The following is a 22696-nucleotide window of genomic DNA, read 5'->3' on the forward strand; positions in this document are numbered from 1 at the left end:
CCGGCTTCGCTCATTCGAGGGCGGCATCGGCCTCTTCCTGCTCCTCGATCAGGATGTTCGTGCAGTCCCAGCATGTCGGCGCCTGGAACCAGTCGAGCTCACTGGGCTCGGCCATGGCGCACTGCACGCCGCAGACCGAGGTGTCCGAGGCTCTGCCCTGCCAACGTTTACCCCGGAAGGCGTGACGGACCAGGCGAGTGGAGCTACGACTGCTCACGGGCAACCAGTAGTGGTGTGTCTCCATCGGGATCAGTGCTTCCAAGTGGGCCGAGCGGTGGGCAACTTCAGATAGGCGGTGAAACACTCCTCGCAGAACGGCCGGTTGTGGGCCATCTGGTACTGCCGGGGATCGACGGCGGGCGGAGCATCGACCGAGGCGTGCCGGCCGAGGGGCTCCACCGGACCACCCCGACTCGGAGGTATGTCCATCGTGGCGTGCTGATTCGGGTCGCCCTCCGATTTCACCCAGTAGATGCTGGGACGTTCCGTCGAGTACTCGGTCACCGCTTCACCTCCCGACACGTTCCGCCACGGCGTACGCGGAACGAACCTGGGGATGCCCCCCCTGTTCCACATATCACCATGAGTATCGGCAGATCGACGAACCGTGACTAGATCACGACAGTGGGCATCTTGTTAGCCGTCGGCTTGAATCGTCGCTCCACGACGGATGCCCGTTCAGGCGGTGGCGACCTTCTTGACGTAGAGCAGCCGGTCGCCCGCCTCGATCGCGTCGGCCTCCGGAGCGTCCACCCGGTAGAGCTGTCCCTCACGGACCAACCCGAGCACGATGTCGGAGAGATGGCGCGGCGATCCTCCCACTTCGGTGCGCTCGACCTCGCGCTCCGCGATGGCCAGCCCGAGGTCCGGGCTGAGCAGGTCCTCGAACATCTCCACGACCGAGGGCGTGGAAGTGGCTATCCCCAGCAGCCTGCCCGAGGTCTCACTGGAGATGACCACGGAATCGGCCCCCGACTGCCGCAGCAGGTGGACGTTCTCCGCCTCGCGCACCGCGGCCACGATCTGCGCCTTGGGAGCCAGTTCCCTGGCGGTGAGCGTCACCAGCACGGCGGTGTCGTCCCGCGGTGGGGCCACCACCACGGCACGCGCCCGCGGGATTCCGGCGACCCGCAGCACGTCCGATCTGGTGCCGGAGCCGTTGACGGTCACCAGGCCCAGTGAGGACGCGGCCTCCAACGCGGTGGGCTCGGTGTCCACCACGACGATGTTGCCCGCTTCGGCCCCCTCTCCGAGCAGGGCCGTCACCGCGGACCTGCCCTTGGTGCCATAACCGATCACGACGACGTGGTCGCGCACCCTGGACCTCCAGTGTTGGATCTTGAACGCTTGGCGGGAACGTTCGGTGAGCACTTCCAGTGTGGTTCCGACCAGCACGATCAGGAACAGCACCCGCAGCGGCGTGATGACCAGCACGTTGACCAGGCGCGCCGAAGTGCTCACCGGGGCGATGTCCCCGTAGCCGGTGGTGGAGAGCGAGACCGTCGCGTAGTACAACGCGTCCAGCACGCTCAACGGGGTCCCGTCGGTGTCGCTGTAACCGCCCCGGTCGAGATACACCAGCAGCACGGTGACGGCGAGCGCCAGACTGGCGCCGATCACCCTGCGCACGATCGATTTGACCGGACCGATGGCGGTGGCGGGCATTCGAACCACCCCGACCAGCGCGTGGTCCGGACGGTCCGTCAGGCGGTCGGTCAGCGCTGCCTCGGAGCGACGTCCGGACAGCGAACGACGTCCGAGTCGCGCGGGTCGGCCCTTGTGCTTGTCCACGGGCGGAAACGGTAACGCCCCGGCGGCGAAGGGGTACTCGCGCTCCCCGGGAGCGTTTTCGCCGGTGCCGAATCCTTCCCCCGAGCGGAACACGTGCTCGCGTGGACCTCACGGGCTTGATCGATATCGACACGCTCCGCCGTTGACTCGTACGCGGTCCGCGCATTACATTTTCGAACAACGTTCGGAATTCCGAACAGATTCTCCCGGTTGGAGGACGGGAATCCATCCCGGAGCAGACCCCGATCGTCACGGCGTTTTCGGACCGCGCATCGCACCGCACGACAGAAACACCCGTCGAACCGACTCAGGTTGGGGACATTTCGCGCATGCCAGGAAATTCGTTTCGCACCGGAATACGAGCGGCGTCCGCGTACACCGCTCTGGCGTTGTCGTCGCTGCTCGGTGGAGTGTCACTCGCCCCGCTCGGAACCGGCGTGGCCGAGGGGACGACATCGACGGCGCACGGGCCGACCGCGCACGATCCCGACGAGGAACGTGAGAAAGCTCCGCCGCTGCCGGAGCGGAGACCGAAGAAGGGCTACCTGTTCACCTACTTCACCGGAGCGGGCAGCGCCGACGGCGAGCAGGTGCACTTCGCCGTCAGCCGGGGCAACGACGCGCTGCGTTGGGACGAGCTCAACAACGGTGACCCCGTGCTGACTTCCACCAAGGGCGAGAACGGGGTCCGGGACCCGTTCATCATTCGCTCGCCCGAGGGTGACAAGTTCTACCTCATCGCCACCGACCTGAGGATGCACGGCGACGGGAACTGGGACGAGGCACAACGGCACGGCAGCAAGCACATCGAGGTCTGGGAATCGACCGACCTGGTCCACTGGTCCGAACAGCGCCACGTCCGGGTGGCACCCGACAACGCGGGCAACACCTGGGCTCCGGAGGCCTACTACGACGAGTCGATCGACGCCTACGTGGTGTTCTGGGCGTCCAAGCTGTACGACGCGGACGACCCGAACCACACCGGCGACAGCTACAACCGCATGATGTACGCGACCACCCGCGACTTCCACACCTTCAGCGAGCCGAGGGTGTGGCAGGACCCCGGCCACTCGGTGATCGATTCCACCGTGGTCTCGGAGGACGGCACCTACTACCGGTTCACCAAGGACGAGCGAGCCAACTCCGGCGCCGCCCCGTGCGGCAAGTACATCACCGCGGAGAAGTCACCGAACCTGCGCAGCACCGACTACGAGCTCATCGCGGACTGCGTCGGGAAGCCATCGGGTTCCGAACCGGGAATCAGCCGCGGTGAGGGGCCGACCGTTTTCGAGTCCAACACCGAGGACAAGTGGTACATGTTCATCGACGAGTTCGGTGGTCGTGGCTACGTCCCGTTCGAGACCACCGACCTGGACTCCGGCGAGTGGACCATCCCGGAGAACTACGACCTGCCGGACAGCCCGCGACACGGCACCGTGCTCCCGGTCACCGCCGACGAGTTGCAACGGCTGCGCACCGAGTACGGGAATCGGTAGCACCTGTTGCCGCGGTTTCCGTGGTGCCGACGCACGGGCGAACCTCCCGCCGACATCCACACTGAGATCCAGCTCGAACAAGCGGCCAACTCGTCTCCGGTCGCGCGATCGGAGACGAGTTGGCCGCACTGATTCACGACACCCGAAACCGGATCACCGCACGTCGTTGATTGCCGACGACGCGATTCCGTGCCACGGTAGCCGTTATGAAACGCCCAAGTTCTGCAACTGTGCTGGCGGGCTCGCTCACGCTCACCGGGGCGCTGCACTTCCTGCTGCCACGCCCGTTCGACTCGATCGTGCCGCGCCGCCTGCCCGGCTCGCCGCGCGGCTGGACCTACCTCTCCGGAGCAGCGGAACTGGGATGCGCCGCCGCCGTGGCGCACCCCCGGACCCGGCGGGCAGGAGCCTCGGCCACCAGCGCCCTGTTCGCGGCCGTTTTCCCGGCCAACGTCAAGATGGCACTGGACTACCGCGATCGGAGCACTCCGCTACGCTTCGTGGCCTACGCCAGGCTCCCCCTGCAGCTGCCCCTGATCCAGTGGTCGCTACGCGTACGCAGGAACACCGGTCGGTAACGCTTTCGTAATCTCGCACGTGCGGAGTTGTTGAACGCTGAGCCTTCCTGCTTACCATTCATAGGTGCAGCAGTTCGAGCACGCGGCCCGCGTACTGGGCTGGCACGGTCATCTCGTGTCGAATGTGGAGGTACTCGGCTCCCGTTTCACAGCCGTCACGCGGCTTCGCCCCGATGTGCACCAGTGGCGCACCGCGCACGACTGGCCACCACAGGCGGAGCCCTCCGGTGTGCACGCCTGGGCCGAACCCGACGGTCCCGAGCAGGTACCGGTGCCCGCCGTCGACCTGATCGGTGTGATGGTGCGCGTCTCGAAGGCCCGGCGAGCCACCAGAGCGTGCGGAACACTGCTCACGATCGCCCCGTGCGCGGCGGTGCTTCCCGGGGACCACCCCTACCGGCCCTGGGCACTCACCGAGCTGGACTACTACGGCATCGGCGCCGTCACCACCTACCGGGACGGCCCCGCCAGACTCGTGCTGTCCCCGGAGGACCGCAGAGCCGAGTTCGGCACCTCGCTGTTCGAGAGATGGCTGTTGGAACTGCTGTACCAGCGAGTGCTGCGGCAGGAGTTCCACAGCACCGAGAGCACCTCCAACACCACCGAGGGTGGGGGCGCCGATTTCCCGTGAAATCGACGCCGGGTGATCAGACCGCCTCGTACTCGTGCCAGTTGAGGCTCTCCGCGTTCCACCGCAGCAGATAGCCGGAGCGCACCGAGCACAGCGCACGCATGGTGTGGGGCCAACGGCGAATCACGTTGGCCATCGCCACCGAGGCCAGTTGGTCACTGGTGCGGTGCTGCTCGCCGGGACCGAGCATCGCGATCCTGCCGGAGGTGTAGAGGATGTTGGTGAGCACCTCCTGCCCCGAGAGCGCCGTCTCCTCCACGCTGACGAGATCCTCGGGATCCAGCTCACCGGGCCAGGTACGGCGATCCAGATCCGTGGCCACCGGCTGCTCGCACTCGCCGCAGGTGCACTCGAACTCGCTCGTCCAGCCGTGGTTGTCCCAGGACCACACCGCGGCGGACCCCGGTTCCAACTCGGCCAGCGCCGAGACGTGCGGCCATGCGTTGACCACGGCACCGAGCACGGTTCGCACCGTGGGCCGGGGGGACTCGCCCGGCCCCTCGAAGATCCACTCACCCTGATCGTTCCGCCGCACCAGCACCAGCGGTGCGCGCAACGCGAGGACGTCCTCGTCCACGGACACCTCTTGCTGCATGGAGGCGTCCAGCCTGTTCTCCGTGTTCTGCGCCATCGCGGGCATATTCCTGCGTGATCCACACCCGAGACAAGCTGAGCCACTCGAAAGTGTGGTTTTCGAATCGTTGACCGGGGAGGTTCCATCCCGATCGGGGTTTCTTCCCGGCCCGGTGGCGCTCCTCGCGGCATCGGGGCGGGCCCCGGTCAACTCTCGGACGGCACCGTCAGGATGAGCTTGCGGAGTCCTTCCGCGTCGTGCTGGTCGGCGGGATACAACGTGCGGTCGTGGCGTACGTAGTGCATGGCCGCGCGAACCCGCTCCAGCGGAACACCGGTCATCTCCGACCAGGCCAGTCGGTAGGCTGCCAGCTGCACCGCCGCGGTGGGCATCCGGTGCTCGTCCGGCACCGCGCCGGTCTTCCAGTCGACCACGGTCCAACCCCCGTCCGCATCCGCGAACACGGCGTCCATCCGCCCGCGTACGACCACCCCGGCGATACGCGTCTCGAACGGAACCTCGATCCGGTGGGGAGTACGCTCGGCCCATTCGCTGTCCAGGAAAGCCGCGCGCAGCCGTTCCAGATCCTCCTCCGGCGGTGCCGAGTCGTCCCCCGCACCTGGCAGCTCGTCCACCTCCAGCAACGCGTCGGAGGTGAACCGTCGCTCCAGCCACGTGTGAAAGGCGGTGCCGCGCCGCGTGACCGGATTGGGACGGGTGGGCAACGGGCGACGCAGTTTCCGCGCGAACGCCTCGGGGGAATCGGCGAGCTCCACCAACTGACTCACCGAGAGCTGTTCCGGCAACAGCACCCGTTCACCCCGCGCGGCACGGTCGCGTTCCGCTAGCAGCACGTCGACGTCGCGCCGCCACCGCGCCGTCTCCTCGTCATCGAACCGCCGCTCGTCCGACGGCGGCTCTTCCGCCGACGAGTCGTCCACCGGGGCCTCGCCGTCCGGTTCGGCCTCGGTGAGTCGTTCCGCTTCCCCCGCCTCGGAAGCCGAGGCGGCGCTCTCCGCCGCTGCTTCCACCATCGCGCGACGAACCAGGTCGGCTCCTTCGGCGACCTCGCCCCGGCGGCTCCCCAGCGGGTCGACGGGCCATCGCACACTGCGCTCGATCTCGGCGAGCGGGTTCTCCGCCGTCTCGTCCGGCTCGGGCTCCCAGTGCTCCAACTCGCTGTGCCCCAGCTCGCTGCCCGCGAGTTCCGCCGGGGAACCGCCCAGCTGCCGTGCCGCCTCGGTGAGGAAGGTGGACGGTCCCTTTGGTTCGCGTCCGCTCTCGGCCCACCAGTGCCCGGAGAGCAACAGCGTCCGCTCCGAACGGGTCAGCGCCACGTAGAACAACCGGCGCTCCTCGGTCAGACGCCGCTGCTCGAACTCCTCGTCGTGCTCACGCAGCTCCCGCTGCAGTTCCTTGCGGGTCATACCGGCGAGCCGCTGCGCGTCCAGCACGGGCAGATCGGCCCCGTCACCGCGCAGTTCGGGGGGAAGTTCGGGGACCGAGCGCAACCAGCAGGAGGACTTGCGTTTGCCGGGAAACACATCGGCCACCAGGTGCGGCAGGGCCACCAACTGCCACTCCAGCCCCTTGGCCGAATGGACGGTCAGCAACTGGACACGGCCTTCCGCCACCTCGACCTCGCCCGGCTCCAAGCCGTCCTCGGCGTGTTCTGCCGTGGTGAGATAGTCCAACAGCGCCGGAAGCGTCGCCGTGGGAGTCGCGGTGGCGAACTCGGTCACCACCCGCGAGAAGGCGTCCAGGTGGGCCCTGCCGACCCCGTCGGTCCGGGACATGCTCTCGATGTCCAGCAGCAGGGTGCGCTCCACGTCGGCCACCAACTCCGGCAGGGGCTGCTCCAGCCGCTGCCGCAGCGAGGCGAGCTCGCTGCCCAGTCTGGCGATACGGCGATACCCCTCGGCCGAGTAGCGCGTGTGCTCACCCGGATCGTCGATCGCGTCCACCAGACCGGCCTGTTCGGACTGTTCGCCGGGAAGGGCGGCGGCGAGCGCTTCGTCGACGTCACCGCCCTCCTCACCCGGAGCAGTACGCGCCCCGAGCTCGCTCGCCCGAGCCGACAGCGCTGCCAGGTCCGCGGCTCCGATGCGCCACCGGGAACCGGTCAGCAACCGCACGGCCGCGGTTCCGGCCAGCGGGTCCACCAGCGCCCGCAGCGCACTGACCAGATCCCGCACCTCCGGCTCGTCCAGCAGACCGCCGAGCCCGACCACCTCGACCGGCAGTCCCTCGGCGCGCAACGCGTCGGCCATCTCGGCCATGTCGGCTCGGCGCCGTACCAGCACGGCGGCGGTAGGCGGCTCGCCGTCCCGCGCCACCGCCTCGTGCCAACGCAGCGCCAGTCGTTCCGCCACCCAGCGACGCTCCGCGCGCACGTCGCCGAGCAGTGCGGCGCGGACATCGGCGGGTGGCGCGTCGTCCCTGGCACGCAGTGGTTCGACGTCCAATCCCGACTCGCGCAACGGTTCGGCGGCGACGTTGGCCAACCGCAGGATCCCGGCCGGATTGCGGAAGCTCGTCAGCAGGCCGTACCGCGCGGCGGGAGTCTGCCGGGAGGATGTGGCGTCCGGCTCGGCGGAGTCCTGTCGGTCCCCCTCCCGGTCGCCGCCGTGCTCTCCGTCGTGAACACCGCTGTGCTCCCCGCCGCGCTCCTTCTCGTCATCCCGGTCGGGGAAATCGGTAGTGAATCTGGGCAGGTTCGCCGCACTGGCGCCGCGCCAACCGTAGATGGCCTGCGCGGGGTCTCCCACCGCGGTGACCGGCAGTGGGGGCGTGCTCGCGGAGTCGCCGAACAGCGAGCGCAGCATCACACGTTGCGAGTGCCCGGTGTCCTGGTACTCGTCCAGCAGCACGGCCGCGAACCGCTCGCGCTCGCCGAGCGCCACTTCCGGGTGGCGCCGCGCCAACAGGGCCGCCAGCGACATCTGGTCGGAGAAATCCATGGCGCCGTCGGTGCGCTTTCGCCTGGTGTAAGCCTCGACCAGCGGCAACAGCGCGGCACGCAGCTGCTGGGCGGAGCGGATCCGTCGCAGTTCCTGCGGCGGGTCGGTCCGCTGTCCCTTCTCGCGGGGCGCGTTGTCCAGTATTCCGGTGAGCAGCTCCGCGTGGTCGCGTACCCGCTCCGGTTCGACCAGATGCTCGGCCAGTTCCCCCGCCAACGAGAGCACGTTCGCGGTCACGGTGGACGGAACCCGGTCGGTGTCGAGGTCCTCGGTCCAGTTCGAGACGACACTGTGCGCCAGCTGCCAGGAGGCCGTGCCGGGAAGCAGCCTGGCACCCGGCTCCACGGGAACACGCAGCCCGTGCTCGGAGACGATTCTGCCCGCGTAGGAGTGGTAGGTGAGCACCGTGGGCTCCTCGGCCAGCACCACCGAGCGCAGCGTTCCCGAGGGGTCCACCTCCTCCAGCAGCCCGGATCCCGCCAGTCGCCGCAGCCTGGCCCGCACCCGGTCGGAGAGCTGTCGTGCCGCCTTGCGGGTGAACGTCAACCCCAGTACCCGCTCGGGCGTCACGATCCGGTTGGCGACGAGCCAGAGCACCCTGGCGGCCATCGTCTCGGTCTTGCCCGCCCCCGCCCCGGCCACGACCAGCGCGGGCCGGGCGGGCGCTCCGACCACTGCCGCCTGTTCCTCGGTGGGTGTGGGCATCCCGAGCGCCTGGGCGATGCGCTGCGGCGTGATCACTGTCCGACCTGCCTTCCCTCGGAACGAACCGGACAGCTGGTGCGCACCGGACACCGGGCGCAGTCGGAGTTCTCCACCGCGAGGAACCCGGGGCCGGTGCTGGCTGCCGCGGCGTCGTGGATCACGTCCAGCCAGACCCGGAAGCCCTCCTCACCGAGCCCGCTCTGGCCCCGCTCGGTGGCCGCACCGTCACGGGAGTCGGGTTTGGCCACATACAACAACCGCGCCCCGCCCGGTTGCGTCTCCCCGTCCGAGCCGAAGGCGCCCAGCGCCGCCGCCAGCTGGTACACCGCGAGCTGGGTGTGCTGTTCGGCGCTGTCCTTGCTGACCGGGGTCTTGGACGTCTTGACGTCGATGACGACTGGTCTGCCCCGCTCGTCCGCCTCGAGCCGGTCGACCCTGCCGCGCAGGCGCAGCCACGGACCGTCCTCCCGGGCGGGGATCTTCAGGTCCAGATCGTGTTCCACCCCGAGCTGTGTGAGTTCGGCGCGGGACTGCCGCAGCCAGTTCAGGAAGGAGTCCAACATGGACCTGACCCGTTCGCGTTCGCGGCGGGAGTACCAGGGGGCACCCGCGTCGACCGATTCCCACGCCCGATCCAGTGCCTGTTCCAGGTGCTCGCGATCCGCTCCCTCCGCGGCCGCCTGCACCAGGGCGTGCACCACGGTGCCCGCCACCGAGGCCAGCTCGGCGGCGTCCCTGCCGCCGTGGCGCTCGATCATCCAGCGTAGCGGGCAGGTGGCGAGTACGTCGACCGTGGACGGTGTCACCCGAACCGGTTCGGCGCCGTCGACCAGCGGAGCCGTGCTGGAGGGTTCGGGCAGGCCGTACCAGGTGTCGGGGTCGGCACCGGGCACGCCGGCCCGCGCGAGTCTGGCGAGCTGGCCGGCGGCCCGCTCGCGTCGCGCGGGCTCCGTCCCGCCGTCGGTGACCACCCTGCGCAGTTCGCCCACCAGCTCGGGCAGGCTCAGTCCGCGTTCCGGAGTGGACACGGGGCGCTCGGCCGCTTCCGGCTCGTCGGCGAGGCCGTCCAGCTCGTCCAGGAACCGGGAGGGCTGCTCGTCCTCACCGCGTACCGCGCTGACCAGCAGACTCCCGCGGGCGCGGCTGGCCGCCACGAGCAGCAGCCGCCGTTCCTCGGCCAGCAGTGGCGCCGAGGCGGAAACCACCTCGTCGGAGTCCAGCCCGGACAGCACGTCCACGAGCCGTTCCGTCCCCAACAGTGAGCCACGCAGCCGCAGGTCCGGCCAGATGCCCTCCTGCACGTCGGGAACGGCGACCACTTCCCACTCCCTGCCGACCGAGGCGTGCGCGGTCAGCACCGCCACACCGTCCCCGGTGGGTGCGCGCGGCGCCAACGAGTCGCCGGAGATCCGCTGGCCGGCCAGGTGATCCGCGAAGGCGGCCGCGTCCGCACCGGGCAGCCTGTCGACGTAGCGGGCGGCCTCCTCGAACAGCGCGACCACGGCGTCGAGGTCACGATCGGCCCGCGCGCCGTGCACCCCGCCGCGTTCGGAACGGGACAACAGGGTCCGTTCCACTCCGCTCTCGCGCCACACCTCCCAGAGTGTTTCCTCGACGCTGCGCCGATCCTGGCAGGAGCGGGTCGCCGATGCCAGCAGCGCTGCCACTCTTCGGGCGGGCTCGGCGGCGACGTCCCGCAGCGCGGTGAGCGCGTCCCGTTGCCACAGCGCCTCGACCAGCAGCTCCCCGCTGGGACGGTCGTTGCCGGCGGCCTGGTCCAGCCTGCGCAGACCCCGGCGCAACCGACGCAGCGCGAGCGAATCGGCCCCGCCCAGTATCGAGCCCAGCAGGTACTCCGCGGTCTCCGAGTCCAGATCGGATGGACGCGCGGCACAGCGCAGCAGGGTGAGCAACGGCCGCACGGTGGGACGCTGGGCGAGCGGCAGTTCCTCGTCGTCGAGTACCAGCGGCACGCCGGCGGCCAGCAGCGCTCTGCGCAGCACCGGCAGCGACAGTCCGGTGGACTTGACGATGACGGCCATGTCCGACCACGCGACTCCCCGCAGCAGGTGGGCACGGCGAAGCTGGTCCGCCACCCACGCGGCCTGCTGCGCCTGGGACGCCAGCAGTCGTACCCGCACCGAACCGCCGGAGTCGGGCTCGGCACCGTCCGGTTCCGCGCCATCGGTGGTCTCGGCGGACTCCGGTCCCGTCAGCCCGCGCTGCTCACCCGCACCCGGCAGCCTCGTCAACAACCTTCGGACGGCGGTGCGGATACGTCGCGACATGCGGTGACCGGTGGTGAGCACGCTGGTCCGGTCACCGTCGGGGTCGGCTTCGGACAGACAGCGCGGATCGGCGCCGCGGAAGGAGAACACCGCCTGATCCGGGTCACCGACCAGCAGGAACTCCGCGGCGGTGTCACCGAGACGGCGGCAGAGTCGGTACTGCTGGGGATCCAGGTTCTGCGCGTCGTCGACCAGCAGGTGCCGCACCCTGGCCCGTTCGGTACGCAGCAGGTCGGGATCGTTGTCGAGCGCGAGCAGCGCGGTGGAGACCAGTTCCGCCGCGTCCAGCGGAGCGGCGGTCTCACCGGAAGCACCTGCGAGTCGCCGCACACGTTCGTACTGCGCGCCGAAAACACCGGCGGCCACCCACTCGGGACGTTCGTGGTGCCTGCCGAGCCGAACCAGCCGATCCGGCCCGACCCCGCGTTCGGCGGCACGCAGCAGCAGATCCCTGAGCTCACCGACGAAACCCTCGGTACCCAGGGCGGCACGCAACGAATCCGGCCAGTGGTCGACCTGGTCCTCGATGTCACCGGCGAGGAGTTCACGGATCCACAGGTCCTGCTCGGGGCCGTTGAGCAGCTTCGGCTGCGGCTTCCCGTCGCGTGCCGCCAGCAACCGCAGCACACCGTACGCATAGGAGTGCACGGTGCGTACCAACTGCCCCCCGCCGGTGCTGATGTCGACTCCGGCGGACAGCAACCTGCTGTTGATGGCACTGCGCAGCAACGCCGCGTTGGTGCGGTTCGATGCCAGCACGAGGGTGTTGTCGGCGTCGGCCCGGCCGCTCGCCAACCGATCGACGACCACTTCGGCCAGTAGGGTCGTCTTCCCCGTTCCGGGACCGCCGAGAACACGCAGGAAACCGTCCTCGTGCCGTAACACACGACGTCCCGCCTCGGACCAGTCACACTGCTCGACCGCCGGGGCGGTGGAGCGCACGAGAGTCGGTGCGGAGAATGTCGCCACTCTTCGATGTAACCATGTGGGAGCTACCGCCCAGCGAACCTGGTCAGGAGCGTGTCGCGGACATCACCGGTTCCCGTGCGAGACTGGTCGGATGGACGAGCGGACGTGGGAGCGGGTGCGGGATGTGGTCGCCGGGATCCCCGCCGGTAGAGTGCTCGGCTACGGCGACGTGGCCCGACAGGCCGGAATACGTTCGGCGCGGCTGGTGGGACGAATCCTGGCCGAGGACGGTGCCGACCTTCCCTGGCACCGCGTACTGCGCTCGAACGGAACGGTGGCCGAGCAGTTGCGGCACCGACAGCTCGCGGAACTGCGGACCGAGGGAGTTCTCGCCGACAACGGCAGGGTCGACATGCGCCGCTATCGATGGGAACCCGAGTCGGAGCAGTAGACCGGTCGTGACCGACCCGCCCACCACGGGCGAAGGCCCACCGCGAGCGAAGGCCCCGTCACGGGCGAAGGAACCGCCACACCCGAGGAAACGGTCAGGAACCGCTGGACAGGCGTTCGGCCAGCAGCCTCACCAACGAACTCGTCCTGGAGCGTTCCGGTGTCACGTAGGGCAATCCGGCCTTCTCCACCGGGGCGGCCGTGACCGGGCCGACACATCCCAGCAGCACACCGTCGAGCACGGCGGTTCGCAGCGATTCGAAGCGGCCGTCACGCTCGGCTCTGGTCAGCAGGTTGGCGGCGGCCGGAGCGCTGGTGAACGTCAGGGCGTGCACTTCACCGGCGACGGTGCGGTCGATCAGGTCGTCGAGCTTGTGCGGTTCCAGCGGGTCAGTCCAGCGGTAGACCATCACCGGAATCACCTCGGCACCCGCTTCGGTGAGGCGTTGCCGGAACGAAAGCATGGGATCACCGTGCACCTGCACCACCACGCGTCTGCCGCCGAGCTCGTGATCCAGCAGGTACCGCAGCACCTCGGCGGACTCCTCCGAAGGCGCACTCCACTCGGTCCGCAGCCCGGCACCGTGGATGGCTCCGGTCGCCTTCGAGCCCCGTGCCAGCAGCGTAGCGGTGGCGAGATGGCGACGGAGCGCCTCGCCGCTGCCCGTCTCGTCCGCAGCCTCCATCCAACCCCGAAACCCCATGCCGGTGGAGGCGACCACGAAATCCACGTCGCCTGCCAGCACTTCGCGGGTGGAAGCGGCCAGCTCGCCGTCCTGCGGCAGCGGCACGGTGTGCATCGCGGGAGCGTGCACCACCCGCGCACCCCGCCTGGTCAGCAACGACGCCAGCTCGTCAGCCTTGCGTTCCGCGGTTATGCCCACGGTAAAGCCGCGCAACGGCTCCGGTGCGGTCGAATCCACACCCACATCCTCGCACGTCACTGCCGGTGGCTTCCCGTGCTCTCCTAGAGCACTTCCAGTACGGTCTGCGAGGCGGTTTCCAGCCCCCCGAGGGAAGTCGTCGTCGCCCGCGGATGCAGCGCGTGCAGCGCCAGTCGGAACAGCAACGCCCGCAGCAGCATCTGCGGCCACTCGGACAGGTGGGACCAGCGCTCCACTATGGCCGGATCGGAGCCTCCCCAGGCCATCGCGTCGATCACCACCACGGCGGCGGCCCACTCCGGGGGACGCCAGTAGGGCACGAAATCGATCAGCCCCGGGGGCGCGTTGCCGGAGAACAACACGTTTCCGAAGAGGTCGCCGTGCACCACCTGCGGCCGCAGCGAAACGCTCCGGCGGGAGGCCGCCAGCACGTCGAACAGCCGTCCGCCCTTCTCCGGTGACAACGACACGTAGGTCTCGCCCCAGGCCATCCGGTCGGCGATGGCGTAGATGTCCTGCCTGGAGTCCACCAGCCTGGGTCTGTCGAGCACACTGCTCGCGCTGTGCAACCGCAGCGACATGGCGATGACCTCGTCGTGTCGCGGCTCCGGACGTCCCGTCATGTCACGGCGCGCCGACCAGCCGGAAACGACCCACCTGCCGTCGGTGGACCGCAGCGGCCGCGCGACCCGCGTCTCCTCCGGATCGAGCGTGTCCAGTGCCTGCGCCACCCAGGCCGCCTCGGCGGTGTCCGTGGCGGGCTTGATCAGCACGTCCCCGTCGGCGCCGCAACGCCAGGCGAGACCACCCTCGAGCAGTTCGACGTCCTCCCCCGGCGCGCCGAAGGCGGCACGCACGTGCGTGGGAGGTGGCTCGGCCGTAGCACTCACGCGCCAAACGCTACCCGTACTCGAATTCGCACCGTCGCAGACGCTCCGATCAACCGCGCGATTCGACACGATAAAGCCGACGCGCCGGAGTGCCGCGGCTCACGCGGCGCCGCGGTCCCGATGTGGAAGCCCGGCCCCTCCTCACTTCCGGAGCGGAGTCCGCGCGGTGTCGATTTCTCGCGAAATCGACGCCCCGGCACCCTCGTCGTGAAGCGACCGCGAGCGAGGCAGCGGAAGCGTCCCCGGTGCGTGAGTCGGATGCATCGCGAGGCCGGGCCGCTCGCCGCGCTGCTGGGGCAGTGCCGAACTCCCACCACGCACGCAACCCAATAACCAGCGGGTTCTCCCGTGCGGCTCTCGCGAGGACGGCCCCGACGTTGTGTAGGCCGCTACCCGATGTCGGGGCACCCGCAGCGAGAGCCGTACGAGAGGTCCCGCCACGGAAACACCTCGGCAAGGCGAGAAGAAAACCTTCGATCAGTATGTCGGCAAGCTCTGATCCACCTGATTGGCCCACCCGAGCACCCCGCCGCCGACGTGCACGGCGTCGGAGAAGCCCGCCTTGTGCAGTGCCGACAGTGCCTCGGCCGAACGTCCGCCGGACTTGCAGTGCAACACGATCTGGCGATCCTGCGGCAGCTCGGCCAGTGCCTCACCGGAGATGATCCGGTCCTTCGGGATGAGCTTGGACCCCTCGATGTGCACGATGTCGTACTCGTGCGGCTCCCGGACGTCGATCAACTCGAACTTCTGCTCGGAGTCGAACTTGTCCTTGAGCTCCTGGGGCGTGATCGTGCTGTCCGCGGCGGCCTGCTGCGCGTCATCGGAGACCACTCCGCAGAAGGTCTCGTAGTCGATCAGCTCGGTTACCTTGTCCGCGTTCGGGTCCTTGCGGATCTTGACCGTGCGGTAGCTCATCTCCAGCGCGTCGTAGATCATCAACCTGCCGAGCAGGGTCTCACCGATACCGGTGATGAGCTTGATGGCCTCGTTGACCATGATCGAGCCGATGGAGGCGCACAGCACGCCCAGCACACCGCCCTCGGCGCAGGAGGGCACCATCCCGGGCGGCGGCGGTTCGGGGTAGAGGTCACGGTAGTTCGGGCCGTAGGCCTCCCAGAACACGCTGGCCTGGCCCTCGAAGCGGAAGATCGAGCCCCACACGTAGGGCTTGCCCTGCAGCACCGCCGCGTCGTTGACCAGGTAACGCGTCGCGAAGTTGTCGGTGCCGTCCAGGATCAGGTCGTAGTCGTCGAAGATCTCGAGCGCGTTGTCGGAGGTCAGGTTGGTCTGGTGCAGGTTGACCCGCACGAACGGATTGACCTCGGCGATGGAGTCACGCGCCGACTCGGCCTTGGAACGCCCGAGGTCGGACTGGCCGTGGATGATCTGGCGGTGCAGGTTCGACTCGTCGACCTCGTCGAACTCCACGACGCCCAGCGTGCCCACCCCGGCGGCGGCGAGATACAGCAGGGCGGGGCTGCCCAGACCGCCCGCTCCGATAACCAGCACCTTGGCGTTCTTGAGCCGCTTCTGCCCCACCATCCCGACGTCCGGGATGATCAGATGACGGCTGTAGCGCGCCACCTCGTCCTTCGTCAGTTCCGCGGCGGGCTCCACCAACGGCGGGAGCGTGGTCCCGCCGCCGTCGGAGCCCTGTGGGGATGTGTTGCCGGTCATCTCCCAGCTCCTCCTCCGTTGCCTGGATGTACGGCGCCGTACGGCCGTGTCCGTTCGGCGGTTGTCTCGTCCCGGAAGCTCCCGGCCGGTACCAACCGCGCCACCGCTCCGTGTAACGCAAGCCTGGCCGATGGTCTTCCCGCCCCCAAACCGTTCCCAGGAAATGGGACGACTCGGGGCGTCAACGGACGACTCCGGGACCGATGGCTCCCGGTACCCACTCCGGAATCACGCCGGATTCACGTCGGGATTCACGTCGGGATTCACACACCGCGGCGGACCACGGAAGCACTCACGACCGAGCTCCGCCCGGGGTGCCAACGCGGTCTCAGTTCGAATTGTTCCCCAGCGGGAAGGGCCACGCGTTCGGTTTGCACACGAAGCCGTTGGCGGGAATCTCGGTGCCCTGCGAAACCCGTTCGTTGAGCCGGTGCAGCACGTCGTTGGAGACACTGAAGGTCTGCTGCATCATCACCGGGGCGAGTTCGCCCTGCGCGCCGCAGGGGACGTGACCGTTGCCGAAGAAGTGACCGACCTCGTGGTTGATGACGTAGCGCCGGTAACTGCCGATGTCCCCGTCGAACGCGATCGCACCCCGGACCCAGCGTGCGGCGCTGATGTAGGCCCGGCCATCGATGTGGCAGGAGGAGTCGTAGGGCAACCCGTTCCCGTAGCCACACACCTCGCGCGCGGTGTTCCGGCTGACCAGGGTCACCCGGAAATCGGGTTCGGGACCGTCCGGTCCGACCCGCTGCACCGAGATGTCGCCGCCGCTGGGGTTGGTCCAGCCACGCGGATCGGACATGGTCTGCTGTACCAGCCGTCCGAAGGAATCGTTGCCCTCGGTGAGCCGGACTCCCTGCTCGATCTCGACGGCGTAGCGGTACAACTCGCCCGAACCGGCCGGACCGGTGCTGCCCGGCACGACCCGGAACGTTCCACTTCCCTGTTTCGGTACCGGAGCTCCCGGTGGCAACTTCGCGGAGTGGATGTCGTCGGGGTACTCCCGGCTCTTGTTCCCCTCGGTGACGACGGCGGCCTTGTCGTCGGAGGAAGAGCTCCCCGCCGCCCCCGCTCGCCGGTCCTGATCCGAATCGTCTCCGGGAACCCGCAGCACCGCGAAAACGGTCAGCACCAGCAGTACGGGAATCGCGTAGACCCCCCAGCCGTAGCGCGACCATCCGCGACGAGCGCGGCGGCTGCCTCCCCTGCGGCGGACCCCATCGCCAGCGGTGTCCTCTTCCGGCCGCGGTTGCCAGGACGCCGCCAGGGGGTCCCCCCTGTGCCGCCCACCTTTCCCGGATCTCAATGAACTCCTAGTAGAACTTCGTTACCTCGTTCGTCGAGGTGACCACTCGGTGATCCCTTCGGTCTCCGCCGCGGGACCGGGTATCGAACAGCCACGATCACCCGTTCCGACGTGGCCGGACCACCACCGGTCCCGGACTCGTACTTGCCCCGTTCAGGTTGCCACACTATGCGAGTTGACCTGCGAAGCCGGGACATTCGGCGTGCCTCGGCGTGTTCCGGGCCCGGAGAGTGACGAACCGTTGGCACGGCGACGCGGTCGCCGTGCCAGGTTGCCCGCGATGATTCACTGCTCAACAGCGGGAACCTACGCTTTCCCTCGTGGATTCGAGGGGCCCGTAGCACGGGTAAGCCGATCAGGTAACCGGCACAACCGCTCTACCGACAAGTAAAGTTGGGGAGCCCGACACGCACACGACCGCCGGGTCGACATCCTTCGGTGGAGGCTTTCAAATGACCGAGACCGCGCAGCAGAGCACCGATCAGCCCGCTCGGGGGGTGCGGCTTCCGCGCGACGCGCGGCGGGCCCAGCTGCTCTCCGCGGCTCAGGAAGTGTTCGTCAACAACGGCTACCACGCGGCGGCGATGGACGACATCGCCGAACGCGCGGGCGTGAGCAAACCGGTGTTGTACCAGCACTTCCCCGGCAAGCTGGAGCTCTACCTCGCGTTGCTGGAGACCCACGGTGCCGAGCTGGTCAATCGGGTCAGGGAAGCCATCGAGTCCAACTCCGAGAACAAGCAGCGGGTGCGCGCCTCGGTAGCGGCGCTCTACGAGTTCGTCGACCGGGACGATCAGGCTTTCAGACTGGTCTTCGAATCGGACCTGCGCGGTGAACCCGCGGTGGAACGGGCGGTCGAGAAGGCCTCCTCCGGGTGCATAGACGCGGTGGCCGAGGCAGTCACCGCCGACGCGGGACTGGACAACGAGCGGGCGCGGCTGCTGGCCGTCGGGCTGGTCGGCCTCAGCCAGGTGACGGCCCGCGACTGGCTGGACTCGAACAGCTCCATCTCCAGGGAAGAAGCCGTGCACCTGATGTCCACCCTGGCGTGGAAGGGGCTGGCGGGCTTCCCGCTGCAACAGGGTTGATCGAGTTCCGCCGGGATCGTGTGGTGGGGTACCGGGTCAGCGGAACAGCGCCCGGTGGTTCCCCACACACCCGGTCGTTGTCACCGACTGCGCTTCTTACCCCCGACAGGCACCAACGGGGTGGACGCGCAACGACAGTCCGCCTCGGGAACGGACACGGCGCTGATGGTGGGGCCGCGCAGCAGGCCGGTGGTGATGGTTTCGCCCGAATGGGCGTATTTGACCCACTGGTCCCACTCGTCCTTGAACGCGACCTCGTCCTCGGACTTACCCATCGCGGCGCGCAGCGTGCTGGCCAACCACTGCGCCACCTCGTCCGGAGTGTGCAGGATTTCCACGGCGTCGAGCCGGGACAACCGCTCGTGGGCGGACATCGCCTGGTTCAACGGTGCGTCCTCGACGTAGCCGTGATGATGAGTACCGCTGGTGTGCTGTCCCACGGAAGTCCTTTCAGCCGGTTGGTTCCGTCCGAACGGTGGGGCGACCCGTCGCTCGGTTCGAGCGACGGGTCGCCCCACCGACGGGTACCGCCGTTGGCCACCGTACCGAACGTCGGACCGGAATCACCCGATCACGACCGCGGCGGGGCGGTGAACCGCCCGGCTTGTCGGTGCTCCCGGGCGGGCGGGAAACCGTGGGAACCGTCCGGTGCGGATCAGCCCGGCACGGAGCGCGTGACGTCGGCGATGCGGTCGGTGACCTCGTCGGCCCGCTCCATCGGGAGCATGTGCCCGGCACCGCCGTAGAGGTAGAACCCCGCTTCGGGCAGTCGCTCCGACATGCGACGAGCGTGCGGCAGCGGACACAGCCTGTCGGACAGCCCGGCCAGGATCACGGTCGGCACCGCGGGCAGTTCTGCCAGCGCGGCTCCCCGTTCGTGTTCGGCCAGGGACTGCCGGAAACCGGCGAAACTGGCCGGATGACAACCGGCCACCCAGTCCGCGCTCTCGGCGACATCGGCCGCGGCGGGACCGCTGCCGAACAGCAGCCAGCGCAGCCCGGGGCGCATCCACCCCGAACGTGGACTGACCCTGCGCGCGGACGAACGGGCCAGCACGGCTCGCAGCTTTCGCTCCCCCGCGTTGAACACCCTGGCGAGCGGGTCCGGCAACCGCAGCCCCGGGGCCGAGAGCCCACCGCTGGAAGTGGCCACCAGCGCCACACCGGTGACACGCTCCGCCAACAGCCGCGGATGCCGCTCCGCGAGCGCCATGATGGTCATGCCTCCCATGGAGTGACCGGCCAGCACGATCGGCCCCTCCGGAACCCGATCAGCTATCACCTCGGCGAGGTCGTCGGCGCACTGCGCGATGGTCGCCGTTCCCTCGGGCGAGGGATCCGAGTCACCGTGCCCACGGTGGTCGAACCGCACGATCCGGACCGGGCCCCCGAGAGCCGCGGGCAACCGGTCGGTCACCCGGTCCCAAGTGTGCCGGGTGAGTGTCCAGCCGTGTATCAGCACAACCGTGACCGGCGCGTCCGGGCTGCCGCTCTCGTCGACCGCGAGGCGCGTACCGTCGGAAGTACGCAGCAGCCGTGTTCCCTGTTCGAGTTGTTGTGCTGTCAACGGATCAGTCCAGCCTTCCGCCACAGGGCCATCCCGGGTTTGCCGATCAGGCCGACCTCGTCCAGAAACGACATGATCTTCTCACCGCTCCAGCGCACGGTCTCGCGCCAGTTCGGGTTGGCCATGGCAGCCGCGTAGGCGTCCCTGGGGCGCAGCCCGACCGACTTGTAGATCCTGGGATTGATCAGTGCCTTGACGATGCAGAACCCGACCAGCGCCGTCATGAACTGGTGGTAGGCGCGCTGGGCGGCGTTGCACTCCCGCATCCCGCGGGTGACCTCCTCCCGGGCGAAGGTGACGTGCCGCGCCTCCTCCATCACGTGGATACGGTTGACCATCCGCACCAACGGCTGCACCGCCTCGTCGTACATCTGGTCGCGTTGCACCCGGTCCAGGATCTCCTCCGCGACCAGGATGGAGGCATAGGCGGAAGGTCCCTTCAGAATGGCGGGCAGCACCCGCCCCCCGGCGTGCAGGATCCGGACCGGCCCGTACGCGGGGGCGCCGATGCGGTCGCAGGCCTTGGCGAACATGGTGGAGTGCCTGCACTCGTCGGCCACCTCGGTCAACGCGTACTGGGCGTGATTGGTGCGCGGGTCCCGGTTGTAGAAGTCCTTGAGCAGCATCTGCATCAGCAGCACCTCGAACCAGAGACCGTTCGAGGCGATGCTGGCGAACTCGTGCTTGGTGAGTTCGACGCGCTGCTGCTCGGTGAGCCGATCCCAGAACTCAGTGCCGTAGAGCGTGCTGCGGTGGAAGGGGATGTAGGGCTGATCCTGCGCCAGTGGCGCGTCCCAGTCGATGTCGACCTCGGGGTCGTAGCTGTTCTTGGCCGATGACTTGAGTAATCGGGAAGCCGTCTTTTCCCTGTCGTTGACCTGGAGAGCCTTGGTCATGATCGCTGGTCACCTTTCGGAGGGAAACCCTGCGGACAATTGCGTGTTACGGCAAGTAACAGCTACCTTGGGTAGCGTGAGCCAGATCTCCCGGCCTGTCAAGGCCAAGCAGTCAACGGGACACGGCGACGCCCGCAGGGAACGCTGGCGCGGACACCGGCAGGCCAGGCGAGCCGAGTTCGTCGAGGCAGCCGTGCGGGCCATCGGCAGCTGCGGAGCCGAAGTCGGTATGGACGACATCGCCGCCGAGGCGGGGGTGAGCAAGCCCGTGCTGTACCGACACTTCAGCGACAAGAGCGATCTGTACCTCGCCGTCGGCGAGTGGGGAACGAACCTGCTCATGGAGCGGATCAGCCCGACCCTGCGACAGGAGGGCAGCGCCCGCGAACGGATCCGCCGAATCATCGGCACCTATCTGGGGGTCATCGAGGAGTACCCGGAGCTGTACCGCTTCGTCGTACGACGCAACTTCGCCGACAGGCCGGTACAGACCGATCCCGTCACCACCGAGAAGACGGTGATAGCCAACTCGCTCTCCCGGCTGCTGGGCGAGTACATGCGCAGCCTGGAACTGGATTCGGGCGGCGTGGAGGCCTGGAGTCACGGTCTCGTCGGAATGGTGCAGGCCAGCGGTGACTGGTGGCTGGACCGGCACTCGATGAGCAGGGACGACCTCACCGAGTACCTGACGAAGATCATCTGGTTCGCCATCGACGGGGTGCTGCGTGCGGGGGGCATCGTCATCGACCCGGACGAACCACTGGAGATCGTCCCGCACCTGCGGGTCGTCGAGGACGACGCGGACTGACCGGCATCTCCCGCTCGCACTCGACGAGTGCTCAGCGAGCGGAAATCACCTGGCGGAACTCCACGGGCGGAACTCCACGGGCGAAAGCTCCCACCGACCGCCCCCGTGGCGACCGCGGGATCGAACGGCCACCGCCCGATGGACGACGCGACCGTCATCGGAGGGCAACACGGGAACCGGACAGGCCCGGCCACCGGTTCGAGCCAAGGGAACGAAGGGCGATCAGATGGCACAGCGGGTCGACGAACCACCGCGCGACGACGAGCACGGTGACGACGACTACCACGGCTCCGCCGTGGTCTTCACCGCCGAACGAGAGGCCGACGTGGAGGTGGTGCTGCGGGGCAACTTCCAGCCCATCGACGGAAGGTTCCACTGGTACGGCCGCGCGACGGCTGGCAGCGAGCTGGACGAGCTCGTGGACGGCCGTAAGGCAGAGGTCGTGCTGCGCACCCCGCACGGCGATGCCGTGGCGACGCTTTCCGACCCGGACCCGTGGAACCGCTATCGCATCACCGGACTGGGGCGCCCCCCGTTCCCGATCGACTCGGAACTGGTCGAGCTCGGCGAGACGGACTGAACGGCGCCGTTTCCCGACGGGGCCCGTCGGGAAGCGGTCCGACCGGCACGGCACGGCTCGTCGGGAGACCGGGAAAGCATTCGAGCACGCCGGTGCGTCGCGACCGCGACGCACCGGCTGTCGACGTTCACACCGGCACTGGCCGGATCAACCCACTCCGAAACCGACGCGGTGGGTCTCCGAAGCACCGATCTCGACGTACGTGATCTTGGCGCTGGGCACGATGTAGCGCGTGCCCTTCTCGTCGTCGATCCGCAGGTTCCCCTCGGTGCTGCCCAGCGCCTCGGAAACCAGCTTCTCGACTTCCTCCTGGGACTGACCACTGTTCAGCGTGAGCTCGCGCGAGCCCTCGACGCCGACCTTGACCTCCACGTCACTGCCTCCTGTCGTAGCTGTGCACTCATAGCTGTCTACCGCGTTGACCACAGACTATCTGCTCGACCGGGCACGAGGCGGAACGATCCCCGGCGCGGATCATCTCGGACGCGCGGCGGAACCGCACGGTATGCGGGCACCGGCACCACCGGAGGGTTCCGAACGAGCACGGCACGGTGCCGGAGACCGGCTCCGCGATCCCCGCAGCCGGTCAGAACCGCAGTCGGTCAGAACCGC

Annotated in this window: 21 protein-coding genes; 7 read left to right on the plus strand and 14 right to left on the minus strand. The window is 68.6% G+C overall.

Going from position 1 to position 22696, the window contains the following annotated elements:
- Positions 1 to 10: 10 nt before the first annotated feature.
- From J2S53_RS10470 to J2S53_RS10480, 3 genes are all read right to left on the minus strand, one after another.
- Positions 11 to 244 carry a hypothetical protein gene (locus J2S53_RS10470; protein WP_245780190.1) on the minus strand — a complete coding sequence of 78 codons (234 nt, stop codon included), beginning with the start codon at positions 242 to 244 and terminating at the stop codon, positions 11 to 13.
- Between the two features lie 5 nt (positions 245 to 249).
- The gene (locus tag J2S53_RS10475) at positions 250 to 504 is read right to left on the minus strand and encodes a hypothetical protein (RefSeq protein ID WP_456240810.1); all 255 of its coding nucleotides are present in this window, start codon (positions 502 to 504) and stop codon (positions 250 to 252) included.
- Positions 505 to 678: 174 nt separating this feature from the next.
- The gene (locus J2S53_RS10480) at positions 679 to 1665 is read right to left on the minus strand and encodes a potassium channel family protein (RefSeq protein ID WP_456242766.1); all 987 of its coding nucleotides are present in this window, start codon (positions 1663 to 1665) and stop codon (positions 679 to 681) included.
- Positions 1666 to 2120: 455 nt separating this feature from the next.
- Here J2S53_RS10480 and J2S53_RS10485 point away from each other — a divergent pair, with 455 nt between their 5' ends.
- The 3 genes from J2S53_RS10485 (at position 2121) to J2S53_RS10495 (ending at position 4496) form a co-directional block, all read left to right on the plus strand.
- On the plus strand, positions 2121 to 3287 hold the full coding sequence (locus J2S53_RS10485) for a glycoside hydrolase family 43 protein (protein WP_456240811.1): 1167 nt from the start codon (positions 2121 to 2123) through the stop codon (positions 3285 to 3287).
- 206 nt (positions 3288 to 3493) lie between these two features.
- The gene (locus J2S53_RS10490) at positions 3494 to 3865 is read left to right on the plus strand and encodes a DoxX family protein (protein WP_456240812.1); all 372 of its coding nucleotides are present in this window, start codon (positions 3494 to 3496) and stop codon (positions 3863 to 3865) included.
- 64 nt (positions 3866 to 3929) lie between these two features.
- The gene (locus tag J2S53_RS10495) at positions 3930 to 4496 is read left to right on the plus strand and encodes a hypothetical protein (protein ID WP_092978547.1); all 567 of its coding nucleotides are present in this window, start codon (positions 3930 to 3932) and stop codon (positions 4494 to 4496) included.
- A 16-nt stretch (positions 4497 to 4512) separates the two neighbouring features.
- Here the strand turns inward: J2S53_RS10495 and J2S53_RS10500 are convergent, their stop codons facing one another.
- From J2S53_RS10500 to J2S53_RS10510, 3 genes are all read right to left on the minus strand, one after another.
- Positions 4513 to 5127: a hypothetical protein gene (locus tag J2S53_RS10500; protein WP_092978545.1), complete on the minus strand. Its 615-nt coding sequence runs from the start codon at positions 5125 to 5127 to the stop codon at positions 4513 to 4515.
- Between the two features lie 149 nt (positions 5128 to 5276).
- A complete protein-coding gene (locus J2S53_RS10505) occupies positions 5277 to 8771 on the minus strand; it encodes an ATP-dependent helicase (protein ID WP_456240813.1) in 3495 nt (1164 codons plus the stop codon).
- A complete protein-coding gene (locus J2S53_RS10510; RefSeq protein WP_456240814.1) occupies positions 8768 to 11992 on the minus strand; it encodes an ATP-dependent helicase in 3225 nt (1074 codons plus the stop codon). The genes J2S53_RS10505 and J2S53_RS10510 overlap by 4 nt, the downstream gene beginning before the upstream one ends.
- 91 nt (positions 11993 to 12083) lie before the next feature.
- On the opposite strand from J2S53_RS10510, the gene J2S53_RS10515 reads away from it, so the two are divergent.
- Positions 12084 to 12383 (plus strand): MGMT family protein, encoded by a 300-nt coding sequence (locus J2S53_RS10515; RefSeq protein ID WP_456240815.1) that lies wholly within the window; start codon positions 12084 to 12086, stop codon positions 12381 to 12383.
- 94 nt (positions 12384 to 12477) lie between these two features.
- Here J2S53_RS10515 and J2S53_RS10520 read toward each other — a convergent pair whose 3' ends face one another.
- From J2S53_RS10520 to J2S53_RS10535, 4 genes are all read right to left on the minus strand, one after another.
- The gene (locus J2S53_RS10520; protein ID WP_456240816.1) at positions 12478 to 13305 is read right to left on the minus strand and encodes a uroporphyrinogen-III synthase; all 828 of its coding nucleotides are present in this window, start codon (positions 13303 to 13305) and stop codon (positions 12478 to 12480) included.
- A gap of 44 nt (positions 13306 to 13349) precedes the next feature.
- Positions 13350 to 14156, minus strand: coding sequence for a TIGR02569 family protein (locus J2S53_RS10525; RefSeq protein WP_456240817.1), 807 nt, complete (start codon positions 14154 to 14156; stop codon positions 13350 to 13352).
- A 477-nt stretch (positions 14157 to 14633) separates the two neighbouring features.
- Complete coding sequence (gene moeZ, locus J2S53_RS10530) at positions 14634 to 15836, minus strand: adenylyltransferase/sulfurtransferase MoeZ (protein WP_130468055.1); 1203 nt, start codon at positions 15834 to 15836, stop codon at positions 14634 to 14636.
- A 328-nt stretch (positions 15837 to 16164) separates the two neighbouring features.
- Positions 16165 to 17145 carry a DUF3152 domain-containing protein gene (locus J2S53_RS10535; RefSeq protein ID WP_456240818.1) on the minus strand — a complete coding sequence of 327 codons (981 nt, stop codon included), beginning with the start codon at positions 17143 to 17145 and terminating at the stop codon, positions 16165 to 16167.
- Between the two features lie 452 nt (positions 17146 to 17597).
- Between J2S53_RS10535 and J2S53_RS10540 the strand changes: the two genes are divergently transcribed.
- A complete protein-coding gene (locus tag J2S53_RS10540; protein ID WP_092922066.1) occupies positions 17598 to 18233 on the plus strand; it encodes a TetR/AcrR family transcriptional regulator in 636 nt (211 codons plus the stop codon).
- 80 nt (positions 18234 to 18313) lie between these two features.
- Here the strand turns inward: J2S53_RS10540 and J2S53_RS10545 are convergent, their stop codons facing one another.
- The 3 genes from J2S53_RS10545 to J2S53_RS10555 form a co-directional block, all read right to left on the minus strand.
- Positions 18314 to 18673, minus strand: coding sequence for a hypothetical protein (locus J2S53_RS10545; protein WP_092922069.1), 360 nt, complete (start codon positions 18671 to 18673; stop codon positions 18314 to 18316).
- Between the two features lie 215 nt (positions 18674 to 18888).
- Positions 18889 to 19800, minus strand: a complete 912-nt coding sequence (locus tag J2S53_RS10550) for an alpha/beta fold hydrolase (protein ID WP_456240819.1) — start codon at positions 19798 to 19800, stop codon at positions 18889 to 18891.
- Positions 19797 to 20696, minus strand: coding sequence for an AurF N-oxygenase family protein (locus tag J2S53_RS10555; RefSeq protein ID WP_456240820.1), 900 nt, complete (start codon positions 20694 to 20696; stop codon positions 19797 to 19799). The genes J2S53_RS10550 and J2S53_RS10555 overlap by 4 nt, the downstream gene beginning before the upstream one ends.
- Positions 20697 to 20772: 76 nt before the next feature.
- Between J2S53_RS10555 and J2S53_RS10560 the strand changes: the two genes are divergently transcribed.
- Positions 20773 to 21504 carry a TetR/AcrR family transcriptional regulator gene (locus J2S53_RS10560; RefSeq protein WP_092978521.1) on the plus strand — a complete coding sequence of 244 codons (732 nt, stop codon included), beginning with the start codon at positions 20773 to 20775 and terminating at the stop codon, positions 21502 to 21504.
- A 226-nt stretch (positions 21505 to 21730) separates the two neighbouring features.
- Entirely contained in the window at positions 21731 to 22084 is a 354-nt protein-coding gene (locus tag J2S53_RS10565) for a DUF4873 domain-containing protein (protein WP_092978517.1), read from the plus strand.
- A 147-nt stretch (positions 22085 to 22231) separates the two neighbouring features.
- On the opposite strand, the gene J2S53_RS10570 is transcribed toward J2S53_RS10565, so the two are convergent.
- A complete protein-coding gene (locus tag J2S53_RS10570) occupies positions 22232 to 22456 on the minus strand; it encodes a DUF3107 domain-containing protein (protein ID WP_092922084.1) in 225 nt (74 codons plus the stop codon).
- Between the last annotated feature and the right edge of the window lie 240 nt (positions 22457 to 22696).

The sequence above is a fragment of the Actinopolyspora lacussalsi genome (assembly GCA_030803735.1).
Lineage (GTDB): Bacteria > Actinomycetota > Actinomycetes > Mycobacteriales > Pseudonocardiaceae > Actinopolyspora > Actinopolyspora lacussalsi.